This window comes from Kitasatospora sp. NPDC101183 (genome assembly GCF_044767945.1).
Lineage (GTDB): Bacteria > Actinomycetota > Actinomycetes > Streptomycetales > Streptomycetaceae > Kitasatospora.
Map to the genome: position 1 here is coordinate 53,086 of NZ_JBIWOW010000037.1, position 11,138 is coordinate 64,223.

Here is an 11,138-nt window from a genome sequence, read left to right on the forward strand (position 1 = left end):
CCACTAACCACGCCCGGTGACGAGCCGGTACGGCCCGAGGTAGTACGACAGCGCCGCGATCGTGGCGCCGTCCGAGATGCCGCCGTTCGTCAGCAGGTCGAGCACCTCGGCCTCGGGCAGCCACTCCACCCGGTCCGCCTCCGCCACGTCCACCGGCTCCCCGATCCGGGTGCAGCCGGTGGCGAGGAAGGCGTGGAAGCGGGCGTCCGAGATGCCCGTCAGCGCGAAGTAGTGCGTCAGCGGCTCGACGGAGGCCGGGCGCCAGCCCGTCTCCTCCTCCACCTCGCGGGCGATCGCCGCCGCCGGGTCCTCGTCCGCCTCGACCCAGCCGGCGGGCAGCTCCCAGCCCCAGCGGCCGGTGATGAACCGGTGGCGGTGGAGCATCAGGAACCGCCCCCGCTCGTCGACGACCACGGCCGTCGCGCAGGCCCGGGGCATCCGCACGGCGTGGTGGTCGACCCGGCCGACACCGGGGATGTCCACGTCGTCCAGCCACAGTTCGACCCACGGCGACCCGTACACCTGCCGCCGCCCGTGCACCCGCCACTCCACGTCCGACTCCTTCCGCTCAGGCCCCGACCCTCTCACGCCGCCAGGCCCTGCCACGCCCGGCCCCGCCGCGCCGGTCGGCCCGCCGCACCCGGCGGCGCGGGCCGGGCCGTAGGGTGGGGCCCGGCGCGCGACGGCGCGCCGGACGACCCGTGAGCAGCGACGGAAACGGCAGGTAGGCGGCGGCGATGCAGTTCGACGACCAGGGCGATCTCGACACCTCACAGGTGGACGACAGACGGGGCATCCCGGGCGGCAAGGTCGCCATCGGCGGCGGCGCGGTGGGCCTGATCGCCGTGCTGTTCGCCGTCCTCCTCGGCGTGGACCCCAAGCTGCTGGGCCTCTCCTCCGGCGGTGGCGGCGGTACGGGCTCCTCGACGGTGAAGAGCGCGGGCGAGGTGCAGCAGGCTTGCAAGACCGGCGCGGACGCCAACAAGCGCCAGGACTGCCGGATCGTGGCCGTCACCAACAGCCTCCAGGAGTTCTGGGGCGCCGAACTGCCCAAGCGCACCAAGGCGGCGTACAAGCCCGCCGAGACGGTGCTGTTCACCGACCGGGTCTCCACCGCCTGCGGGTCCGCGACCTCCGCCGTCGGGCCGTTCTACTGCCCCGGCGACCAGAAGGCCTACTTCGACCTCGGCTTCTTCGACGAGCTCTCCACCCGCTTCGGCGCCAAGGGCGGCCCGTTCGCCGAGTCCTACGTCGTCGCCCACGAGTACGGCCACCACATCCAGAACCTGCTGGGCACCATGCAGAAGGTCGGCAGCGACCGCCAGGGCGCCTCCAGCGGCTCGGTCCGCCTGGAGCTCCAGGCCGACTGCTACGCCGGGGTCTGGGCGCACCACGCCACCACCACCCCGCAGGCCTCCACCGGCCGCCCGCTGATCAAGGCCCTCACCGACCAGGACATCGCCCAGGGCCTGGACGCCGCCGCGGCCGTCGGCGACGACCGCATCCAGAAGCAGGCGACCGGGAAGATCAACCCGGAGGCCTGGACCCACGGCTCCTCCGACCAGCGCAAGGCCTGGTTCACCACCGGCTACCGCAGCGGCGACCTCGGCCAGTGCGACACCTTCTCGGCCGCCAAGCTCTGAGTGCCGCGCACAAGCCCTGACGGTCGCGCACGACCGCGCGCGGCCCGGCGGCGGTGGCCCCTGACAGATGTCAGGGACCACCGCCGCCTCCGCGTTCCTAGGCTGGCGGGCACAGGCCCCGGGGAGACCCCGTCAGGGGCCCTGACCAGCAAGGGAGAACCCTCACATGCGCAGGATCACCCACGCCCTCGCCGCCCTGGCCCTCGCCTCGGCCGCCCTCACCACCGCCGCCGCCGGCACCGCCGACGCGGCGGACGGCTCCTGGGCCGGTTGCCCGTACGGCGCCGTCTGCGTCTACCCGCAGAACCAGGACCCGGCCTCCAGCCCCAGCGACGTCTTCTGGAGCTACGGCGCCCACCCGCTGCACAACCAGTACGGCAACCACTGGGTGCTCAACAACCAGTCCGGCGGCGCCCACGCGCACCTGTGCCGGGGCTCCGGCGGCACGGACTGCGTCTACGACATCGCCGCGCAGAACGGCGTCCGGTACGACCTCGGGCCGATCAACTCGATCACGCTCGACCGTCCCTGACGAACGGTCAGGGGTGCCCGCCGCTCAGGGGGCGGCGGGCACGCCATCAACTCCCCACCGGCACCGCCCAGTCGGCCGCGAACCCCGCCCCCGCCCGCCGCACCCGGGCCGCGCCCGCCCCCGCGAAGTGCGCCGGTACCACCAGCGCCCCCTCCTCCGCCGCCCGCGCCAGCACCCGCAGCCGGCTCTCGGCGGCCTGCACCGGGTCGAGGCAGAAGCAGCTGGAGCAGGACGGGTGCGCCAGCTGCACCGGCGAGTGCACCAGGTCCCCGACGAACACGGCCCGTTCGCCGCCCGAGTCGACCCGCAGCACCGAGGACCCCGGCGTGTGCCCGGGCGTCTCCTCCAGCACCAGCGCGTCGCCCAGACGCACCGATCCCGACCACTCCACCGCCTGCCCGGAGGCGAGGACGGGCGCGACGCTGTCCGCGAACACCAGGTCCCACTCCGCCCACTTCGCCGCCCCGGGCCCGTCCGCCGCCGTACGGGCGGGGTGCGCGGCCGCCGGGTCGAAGAACTCCCGGTCGGCGGCGGGCAGGTAGTACGTGGCGTTGGGGAAGGCCGGCACCCAGTCCCGCGTGCCCTCGTCCCAGCGGGTGTTCCACCCGACGTGGTCCGCGTGCAGGTGGGTGTTCACCACCACGTCCACGTCCTCCGGCCGCACCCCCGCCTGCTCCAGCAGCGTCAGGAACCCGCCCTCGCGCCGGTGGAACATCGGCGTGGAGGGCCGCTCCCGGCCGTCCCCGACCCCGGTGTCCACCAGGACCGTGCGCTCGCCGTCGCGCACCACCCAGGTCTGGAGCGCGCCCACGTACGCGCCCGCCTCGTAGTGCTCGGGCGCCAGGCCGGCGCCCTCCGTCCAGGCCCGTTCGGTCAGTTCGGGCACCAGGGCGGCGGCCGGGGCGAAGGGCCCCTCCCACTCCAGCACCCGCAGCACCTCGACGTCCCCCAGCGTGAACCGTTCCACAGCAGCCTCCTCGGCGTAGGTGTCTCTCCGTCCTTCGTCGTCGAGCCTAGGAGCGCCGGATGAGCCGCTCAATGCTCGAAATGCTCCATCCGATACGCGATCGGCTCACCCGCACCGGCTACCATGGCCCGCATGGATGTGGTCAGCGACGCCATCACCGCCGTGCGCACCGGCACCCCCGCCTCCAACCGCCTGAAGGTCAGCGGCCGTTGGGGCGCACACCTGCCCCCGTACACCGGAGCCGGGTTCCACGTGATGCTCGCCGGCTCCTGCTGGCTGCTCCCGGACGGCGGCGGCGCGCCGCTGCCCCTCGCCGCGGGCGACGTGGTGCTCCTCCCGCGCGGCAGCGGACACGCCCTCGCCGACCGCGAGCTGCCCCCCGAACAGGCCCTGCGGCTGCCCGAGTTGGACACCCTCCGGGCCCCGAAGGAGGTGGACGGCCCGCAGGACGGCGCCGCCGAGCTGCTCTGCGGGAAGTACCGCCTCGACAACGTCGTCACCCACCCCCTGATGAGCGGGCTCCCCGAGATCCTCCACTTCTCCACCCGCGACGGCCGCCACCCCGAACTGCGCGGCGCCGTCGACCTGTTGGGCGCCGAGGTCGCCGCCGACCGGCCCGGGGGAGCGCTCGCCCTGCCCGCCCTCGTCGACCTGCTGCTGGTCTACCTGGTGCGCGCCTGGACCACCCGCGAGGACGCGGACGGCTGGGCCGCCGCCCTGGCCGACCCGGTGGTCGCCGCCGCGCTCGCCGTCATCCACGAGGACCCGGCCCGGGAGTGGACGGCCCCCGAACTCGGCCGCCACGTCGGGGTCTCCCGCGCGACGCTCGTACGCCGCTTCACCCGCCGCACCGGCATGGCCCCGATGACCTACCTCGCCTGGTGGCGGATGACCCGCGCCGCCACCCTCCTCAAGCGCGGCACCGACTCCCTGGACACCGTCGCCCGCAAGGTCGGCTACAGCAGCCAGTACACCTTCTCGCCCGCCTTCCGGCGCCAGTTCGGCATCACCCCCGGCCGCTACCGCGTCGCCGCGGGCATCGCGCCCAGGTCCTGAAGCCCGTCAGTGTTCACGAAGGTGACGGACGGAAAGTCTTTTCGACCGGTCCGGTTTTACTTATTGACGTCATGAGCACGATCAGGATTGACTCCCTGCACCTCGCCGCGATCCCTCCGCGGCGGACTCAGGGAGAGGCACCTGCCCATGAACGCCACACTGCGCCGCGCCGTCGTCCCCACCCTCACCGCCGCCGCCCTCGCCCTCACCGGCGCGGCCTGCGGAAAGGCCGGAGGCGACAAGAAGGACACCGCCGCCAACGACAAGGGCCCCGCCTCCATCGGCCTGCTGCTGCCCGAGAACGCCTCCTCCACCCGCTACGAGTCCTTCGACCGGCCCTTCATCGAGGCCAAGGTCAAGGCCCTGTGCGCGGACTGCAAGGTGCTCTACAGCAACGCCGAGGGCAGCGCCGCCAAGCAGAAGCAGCAGTTCGACACCCTGCTCACGCAGGGCGTCAAGGTGATCATCCTCGACGCGTACGACGCCGACTCCACCCGCGGCTGGGTCAAGGAGGCGGCCGACAAGGGCGTCAAGGTCGTCGCCTACGACCGGCTCGCCACCGGGCCGGTCTCCGCCTACGTCTCCTTCGACAACGAGAAGGTCGGCGAACTCCAGGGCCAGGCCCTCCTGGACGCGCTCGGCCCCAAGGCCGCCGAGTCCGACATCGTCATGATCAACGGCGACGAGGCCGACCCCAACGCCGCCCAGTTCAAGACCGGCGCCCACAAGGTCCTCGACGGCAAGATCCGCAAGGTCGTCTACGAGCAGTCCGGCCAGTGGAACCCCACCGTCGCCGGCCAGAAGATCTCCGCCGCCGTCACCCAGCTCGGCAAGAACGGCTTCCAGGCCGTCTACTCCGCCAACGACGGCATGGCCGGCGCCATCATCACCCAGCTCAAGGGCGCCGGCGTCAACGTCCCCGTCGGCGGACAGGACGCCGGGCTCGACGCCATCCAGCGCATCGTCGCCGGGGACCAGGCCTTCACCGTCTACAAGGCCTACCGCCCGCTCGCCGACTACGCCGCCGAGATCGCCGTCGACCTCGCCCAGGGCAAGGACGTCAAGGCCGTCGCCTCCGGCACCGTCGACAGCTCCACCGACAAGGGCATCCCGGCCAAGCTCCTGGACGCCAAGGTCGTCACCAAGGCGAACATCAAGGACACCGTCATCGCCGACGGCCTCTACAAGGCCTCCGACGTCTGCACAGCCGACTACGCCGCCGCCTGCGCCGCCGCGGGCCTCAAGTAGCCCCGGCCAGACGGCCACCCACGGACGACCTACCCCCAGGATGGTTCACGTGACAGGCGCACCCGTCCTCGAACTGCGCGCGGTCTCGCGGCGCTTCGGCGCCGTCCAGGCCCTGGCCGAGGTGGACCTCACCGTCCACGCCGGCGAAGTCCTCGCCCTCGTCGGCGACAACGGCGCCGGCAAGTCCACCCTCGTCAAGACCATCGCCGGCGTCCACCCCGTCGACACCGGCACGATCCACTGGCGCGGCGAGACCGTACGGCTCGCCCGGCCCCAGGACGCCGTCGAGCTCGGCGTCGCCACCGTCTACCAGGACCTCGCCCTGTGCGACAACCTCGACGTCGTCGCCAACCTCCACCTCGGCCGCGAGAAACGGCGCCACGGCCTCCTCGACGACGTCGCCATGGAACAGCACGCCCGGGAACTCCTCGACACCCTCTCCATCCGCATCCCCGACCTGCGCGCCCCGGTCGGCGCGCTCTCCGGCGGCCAGCGCCAGGTCGTCGCCATCGCCCGCGCCCTGCTGGGCGAGCCCGCCCTCGTCATCCTCGACGAGCCCACCGCCGCCCTCGGCGTCGAACAGACCGCCCAGGTCCTCGACCTGGTGGAGCGCCTGCGCGAGCGCGGACTCGCCGTCGTCCTCGTCAGCCACAACATGGCCGACGTCGCCGCCGTCGCCGACACCGTCGCCGTGCTGCGCCTGGGCCGCAACAACGGGGTCTTCCCCGTCGAGGGCACCACCCAGGAGCAGATCGTCGCCGCCATCACCGGCGCCACCGACAACGCGCACACCCGCCGCCGCGCCCGCCGGGCCGACCGCGACGGGGAGGAGGCCGCATGACCACCCCCGACACCCCCGCCCTGCCCGGGTGGGGCGACCGCCTCGGCGCCGCCCGCCGCAGGCTCACCGGCGGTGAACTCGGCGCCGTCCCGGTCGTCGTGGGCCTGGTGATCATCGCGATCGTCTTCCAGGCCGTCACCCACCACTTCCTCCAGTCCGACAACCTCACCAACATCACCCGCTTCATCGCGGGCCCCGGCCTGATCGCCGTCGGCGTCGTCCACGTCCTCATCCTGGGCGAGATCGACCTCTCCCTCGGCTCCGTCGCCGGCGCCACCGCCGCCATCGGCGCCGTGCTCGCCACCCGCCACGGCCTGCCCGAGTGGCTCGCCCTGGTCGTCGCCCTCGCCACCGCCACCGCGATGGGCCTGCTGCACGGCCTGCTCTTCGCCAAGGTCGGCGTCCCCGCCTTCGTCGTCACCCTCGCCGGGATGCTCGCCTGGAACGGCCTGCAGGAGTACGTGCTCGACACCGGCACCGTCAACAACCCGCACGACGGCATCGTGGCGGGCCTCGACTCCACCTACCTCGGCGACGGCGACATCGCCTACGCCTGGACCCTCGCCGTCCTCGCCCCCACGGTGTACTTCCTCGCCCAGCTGCGCACCGCCCGCCGCCGCGCCGCCGCCGGACTGCCCGCCCGGGCCACCGCCGACCTCGCCCTGCGCGCCGGGGCCCTGGCCGTGCCGACCCTGGCCGCCGCCTGGGTGCTCAACCAGGACCGGGGGCTGCCGCTGTCCCTGGTCGTGCTGCTGGCCGTCGTCGTCTCCACCGACTTCGTGCTGCGCCGCACCCGCTACGGCCGCACGGTCTTCGCGGTCGGCGGCGGGGTGGAGGCCGCGCGCCGGGCGGGCATCGACGTGGCCCGGGTCCGGATCTCGGTGTTCATGCTCTCCGCCTTCCTCGCCGGGCTCGGCGGGCTCTTCTACGCCTCCCAACAGGGCTCGGCCGACAAGGAGTTGGGCGGCGGCAACGTCCTGATGAGCGCCATCGCCGCGGCCGTCATCGGCGGCACCAGCCTGTTCGGCGGGCGGGGCAAGACCTGGTCCGCGCTGCTGGGCATCCTGGTCATCCAGAGCATCACCACCGGGCTGGACATGGTCCACGCGGCCCAGGCCATCCAGTACATGATCACCGGCGCCGTGCTGCTGGCCGCCGTCGTCCTCGACTCCGTCTCCCGCCGCAGCCGCGCCGCCTCCTCCCGAACATGAGGACCTGAGGGCATGCGGAGGGCCCCGGTCCCGTACGCCCGAGCGCGTACGGGACCGGGGCCGCCGGCGTTCCGTCAGGCCGGGTGCAGGCCGGGGTTGCCGGCCTCCGTGACGAAGGAGGAGGCGGTGGACAGCGTGCCGCCGGGGCGGGTGATGTGCGAGAGCACCCGGTGGTCGGCGCGGGCCCGGTGGTGGTCGAGGGAGACGACGGTGTAGCCGCGCCGGGCGTCGAAGAACTTCAGGTGCGGGTTGGCCGCCATCATGGTCGCCCAGTCGGACGGCCGCTCCTCGCCGTCGCCGTCGCTGCTGATCGAGGTGCCGACCAGCTCCACGCCCACCGTACGGGAGGCGGGGTCGTCGACGTTCCGCTTCACGTCGAAGGCGTAGGCCACGTGCACGTCGCCGGTGAGCAGCACCAGGTTCTTCGTGCCCGCCTGGTCGACGGCCGTCAGGAAGCGCTCGCGGGCGGCCGGGTAGCCGTCCCAGGCGTCCATGGAGAGCTTAGAGCGCTCGGCGGTGGTGTTCTTCCGGCGGGAGAACACGACCTGCTGGGGCACCACGTTCCACGTCGCCGTGGAGCGGCGCAGGCCCTCGGCGAACCAGCGCTCCTGGGCGGCGCCCATCAGCGTGCGCTTCGGGTCCTCGGACTCGGGCGTCGGGTACTTCCAGCCGTCGCCGTTGGCCTGGTCGTCGCGGTACTGGCGGGTGTCGAGGATGTCGAACTGCGCCAACTGGCCGAAGTGGACCCGCCGGTAGAGCGTCAGCTCGGTGCCGCGCGGCTGCGGCAGGCGCAGCGGCTGGTTCTCCCAGTACGCGCGGTAGGCGGCGGCGCGGCGGGCGACGAAGGGCACCGGGTCCTGGTTCTTCTCGGGGATGCCGGCGGCGTAGTTGTTCTCGACTTCGTGGTCGTCCCAGGTGACGTACCAGGGGTGGGCGGCGTGCGCGTGCTGGAGGTCGGGGTCGTTCTTGTAGAGCGAGTAGCGCAGCCGGTAGTCCTCCAGCGAGACCGTCTCGTGGTTCAGTTCGGAGGGCAGCGTGCGGTCGGTGTACCTGCGGTCGCCGCCGACGGCGTCGATGCCGTACTCGTAGATGTAGTCGCCGACGTGGAACACCGCGTCCAGGTCCTCGTCCGCGAGGTGGCGGTAGGCGGTGAAGTACCCGTCCTCGTACGCCTGGCAGGACACGACGGCCAGCCGGGCGCTCTCCAGGCGGCGGCCGCGCGCCGGGGCGGTGCGGGTGCGGCCCACGGGGCTCGTCCAGGAGCCGACGGTGAACCGGTACCAGTACTCGCGCCCGGCCTGGAGGCCGTCCACGTCCACGTGCAGCGAGTAGCTGAACTCGGCGTGCGCCCGGGCACTGCCCCGGCGCTCCACCCGCTTGAACCGCTCGTCCCGGGAGATCTCCCAGCCCACCCGCACCGACCCGACGGGCGGCAGCCCGAAGCCGGGCTCCAGCGGACGCGGCGCCAGGCGGGTCCACAGCACGACGGCGTTCGGCAGCGGGTCGCCGGAGGCGACGCCGAGGGTGAAGGGGTTCTCCTTGAGCACCTGCGGGGCGAACTCGGCGTCGGCGGCCTGCGCGGAGGGCAGGTTGACGCCGAAGGCGAGCGCGGCCGCCGCGGAGGTGACGGTCAGGAAGCGGCGCCGGTCCAGACGCGCGGCGGCCTCACGCAGCATCCGGTCGGGGGACGGTCGGGCGTCGGGGCGGGTCATGGGGTGGTGGATCCCTTCGCTGCTGGGGCTCCCAGGGGGGTGTGTGCGAAGGAATTCGAGTGGACGGCCCCGTACGCCGGGGGTCGGGGTTCGGTCGGCGGGGTGAGCATCTGATGGGAGAGATGTGAAGGTCCGGCATCTTCCGTCGAACCCGGACGACCACGGACGAACCTCCTCTTCCGGGGGTTGCGCGGCCGGTCATCGGGCCGGTGACCCCCGCCCGGGGTAAGGGGACGGTCAAGCCGGGGCGGGAACGGTCAAGCCTTCGTAGGGACGGCGGCGGCCCCGTCGCCCACGCGCGGGCGACGGGGCCGGGTAGCCGGGCTCAGCCCCAGTAGCTGTCGTCGCCGTGAACGGCGGCGGTCGTGACGGTGTGCTCCGAGGAGGTGGGCCAGGCGCCCCAACCGGCCTGCTGCTGACCGGAGTTCGGGGCGGCGGCGACGGTCGCCAGACCGGCGACGGCGGCCAGGGACAGTGCGGCGACGGCCGTGGCGAGGACGCGGGTGGGCTTCATGGGTGGGGCTCCCTTGGTGAGGTGGGTGTTCGGGCGGCCCCAAGCCTGACAGGTCCGGACGCGCGCTCGGCAGTACGCAATCGGCCGTGGTGCAGCGGGAGTCGGTGGTGCCGGCGCGGCCGGTGCGGTGCGGAGCGTCCTCTCAGAAAAGGACCGAGAACGCCGTCTCCGGCAGGCAGTAGGCCCGCAACCGGGTTTCCAGGAGCTCGTGCTGGCGCACCGTGACGGCCAGCCAGAGCGAGGAGCCCGAATCGCAGGCGCTGAATATCAGCCGCTCCGCGCGCCAGCCCTCGGCGCCGATCGTGTGCGGCGCGAGGGCCTGCAGCAGCGCGAACTGCCCGTCGTCCTTGGGGTCGATGCCGATCCCCGTCGCCGGGTCGCCGCGGAACCGCCCGGCCGCCCGGGCCTGCGCACGGCCCAGGGCGAGGGCTCTGCGGTGCGCGGCGGCGACGGTCTCGGGCCAGGGGCGGTCGCTGAGCGCGTCGATGCGGACGGTGTCGAGGTTGTACCGCAGGACCTCGAGGGCGGCGCGGTGGGCGCGCGCGACGTTGGCGGGGTCGAGGCCGTCCCGGAGGACCAGCTCACGCTCGGGGAGCCCGTCGTCGGTGATCATCACGCCCCGAGCTTGCCACAACCGACACGCCGGCCGTCAGCCGGTGGGCGCCCGGGAACCCGGCCGTTCCCGGAGCCTCACAAACGGCGGCGCTTCGTCCGCAGTCGGTACGAAGGCGAACGGATTCGGGCCCCGCTCCCGCGTACGGGGATCGCGCACGCGGCGATCGTGCGTGCCCGGCCCGTTCGCCTGCGACGTTCGGCCCGGAGGGGCGGTCCTGGGGGTGATCTGAGAGGTCTCTGAGAGCTTCCACGACCTCGTGTCGCAGGAGTCACATCTCCCTGAGTGACCGCTGGGTGTGACGGGTGGGACTCGGGAGGTCTGCTGTTACGGATTGTGGTGGGTTGGTGGCCGGGACGAGGGCAACTGGTCGGCTGCCGGTCACCTCGGAGGTGGGTTCGATGACTAGGGTGCGGGCTTGGTTTGGACCGGTCCGGCCTGCGTTTCGTGCCCGCTTTGTCGTGACTGCGACGGGTTTGCGGTACGGCTCGTGAGAAGTTTCTTTGATCCTCTGGCTGGACTGGGCGCCGGACTCCCGGGTGGGTGATGGTGGGAGTGGCGTGTCCCTGCCGCGTGACTGTGCGTGTTCGTGCACGTGCAGTTTTCTTTCAGGTGTTCCTACTTTCTCTGAGGATGTTGTTGGCGATGAGTGCTGGTCGGGGTGGTCTGGTGAAGACGGGGACTGTGTCGGGGGAGGAGGCCACGGAGCCTGGGTTGTGGCCGGTGGTGTCGGGTTCGGGTTCGGGTGCGGGTTCTTTGGTGGATGTGTTGTTTGGGGTGGTGGGGTTGTTTGGGTCGTCG

Annotated in this window: 11 protein-coding genes; 6 read left to right on the forward strand and 5 right to left on the reverse strand. The window is 72.8% G+C overall.

Annotation, left to right across the window (positions count from 1 at the left end):
- Positions 1-3 precede the first annotated feature (3 nt).
- Complete coding sequence (locus ACIRRS_RS34830; protein ID WP_402979829.1) at positions 4-552, reverse strand: NUDIX hydrolase; 549 nt, start codon at positions 550-552, stop codon at positions 4-6.
- Positions 553-737: 185 nt separating this feature from the next.
- Between ACIRRS_RS34830 and ACIRRS_RS34835 the strand changes: the two genes are divergently transcribed.
- Together ACIRRS_RS34835 and ACIRRS_RS34840 are read left to right on the forward strand one after the other, a co-directional pair.
- Complete coding sequence (locus ACIRRS_RS34835; protein ID WP_402979832.1) at positions 738-1,643, forward strand: neutral zinc metallopeptidase; 906 nt, start codon at positions 738-740, stop codon at positions 1,641-1,643.
- Between the two features lie 166 nt (positions 1,644-1,809).
- Complete coding sequence (locus ACIRRS_RS34840; protein ID WP_402979835.1) at positions 1,810-2,175, forward strand: hypothetical protein; 366 nt, start codon at positions 1,810-1,812, stop codon at positions 2,173-2,175.
- A 46-nt stretch (positions 2,176-2,221) separates the two neighbouring features.
- Here the strand turns inward: ACIRRS_RS34840 and ACIRRS_RS34845 are convergent, their stop codons facing one another.
- Positions 2,222-3,142: an MBL fold metallo-hydrolase gene (locus ACIRRS_RS34845; RefSeq protein ID WP_402979838.1), complete on the reverse strand. Its 921-nt coding sequence runs from the start codon at positions 3,140-3,142 to the stop codon at positions 2,222-2,224.
- Between the two features lie 132 nt (positions 3,143-3,274).
- On the opposite strand from ACIRRS_RS34845, the gene ACIRRS_RS34850 reads away from it, so the two are divergent.
- From ACIRRS_RS34850 to ACIRRS_RS34865, 4 genes are all read left to right on the forward strand, one after another.
- Positions 3,275-4,198, forward strand: a complete 924-nt coding sequence (locus ACIRRS_RS34850) for an AraC family transcriptional regulator (RefSeq protein ID WP_402979841.1) — start codon at positions 3,275-3,277, stop codon at positions 4,196-4,198.
- A gap of 147 nt (positions 4,199-4,345) precedes the next feature.
- A complete protein-coding gene (locus ACIRRS_RS34855) occupies positions 4,346-5,446 on the forward strand; it encodes a sugar ABC transporter substrate-binding protein (RefSeq protein WP_402979844.1) in 1,101 nt (366 codons plus the stop codon).
- A 40-nt stretch (positions 5,447-5,486) separates the two neighbouring features.
- Positions 5,487-6,287: an ATP-binding cassette domain-containing protein gene (locus ACIRRS_RS34860; RefSeq protein ID WP_402979847.1), complete on the forward strand. Its 801-nt coding sequence runs from the start codon at positions 5,487-5,489 to the stop codon at positions 6,285-6,287.
- Positions 6,284-7,498 carry a sugar ABC transporter permease gene (locus tag ACIRRS_RS34865; protein WP_402979850.1) on the forward strand — a complete coding sequence of 405 codons (1,215 nt, stop codon included), beginning with the start codon at positions 6,284-6,286 and terminating at the stop codon, positions 7,496-7,498. Before ACIRRS_RS34860 ends, ACIRRS_RS34865 begins: the two co-directional genes overlap by 4 nt.
- Before the next feature lie 74 nt (positions 7,499-7,572).
- On the opposite strand, the gene ACIRRS_RS34870 is transcribed toward ACIRRS_RS34865, so the two are convergent.
- The 3 genes from ACIRRS_RS34870 to ACIRRS_RS34880 form a co-directional block, all read right to left on the reverse strand.
- Positions 7,573-9,210 (reverse strand): alkaline phosphatase D family protein, encoded by a 1,638-nt coding sequence (locus tag ACIRRS_RS34870; protein ID WP_402979853.1) that lies wholly within the window; start codon positions 9,208-9,210, stop codon positions 7,573-7,575.
- 325 nt (positions 9,211-9,535) lie between these two features.
- A complete protein-coding gene (locus tag ACIRRS_RS34875) occupies positions 9,536-9,724 on the reverse strand; it encodes a hypothetical protein (protein WP_402979856.1) in 189 nt (62 codons plus the stop codon).
- Positions 9,725-9,866: 142 nt separating this feature from the next.
- Positions 9,867-10,340, reverse strand: coding sequence for a hypothetical protein (locus ACIRRS_RS34880; RefSeq protein ID WP_402979859.1), 474 nt, complete (start codon positions 10,338-10,340; stop codon positions 9,867-9,869).
- Positions 10,341-11,138: the final 798 nt, after the last annotated feature.

What these genes read in the sequence shown, in the direction of transcription:
- ACIRRS_RS34835 (WP_402979832.1), top strand. Translation starts at nt 738, where the DNA reads ATGCAGTTCGACGACCAGGGCGATCTCGACACCTCACAGGTGGACGAC.
- ACIRRS_RS34840 (WP_402979835.1), top strand. Translation starts at nt 1,810, where the DNA reads ATGCGCAGGATCACCCACGCCCTCGCCGCCCTGGCCCTCGCCTCGGCC.
- ACIRRS_RS34850 (WP_402979841.1), top strand. Translation starts at nt 3,275, where the DNA reads ATGGATGTGGTCAGCGACGCCATCACCGCCGTGCGCACCGGCACCCCC.
- ACIRRS_RS34855 (WP_402979844.1), top strand. Translation starts at nt 4,346, where the DNA reads ATGAACGCCACACTGCGCCGCGCCGTCGTCCCCACCCTCACCGCCGCC.
- ACIRRS_RS34860 (WP_402979847.1), top strand. Translation starts at nt 5,487, where the DNA reads ATGGTTCACGTGACAGGCGCACCCGTCCTCGAACTGCGCGCGGTCTCG.
- ACIRRS_RS34865 (WP_402979850.1), top strand. Translation starts at nt 6,284, where the DNA reads ATGACCACCCCCGACACCCCCGCCCTGCCCGGGTGGGGCGACCGCCTC.
- ACIRRS_RS34870 (WP_402979853.1), bottom strand. Translation starts at nt 9,210, where the DNA reads ATGACCCGCCCCGACGCCCGACCGTCCCCCGACCGGATGCTGCGTGAG.
- ACIRRS_RS34875 (WP_402979856.1), bottom strand. Translation starts at nt 9,724, where the DNA reads ATGAAGCCCACCCGCGTCCTCGCCACGGCCGTCGCCGCACTGTCCCTG.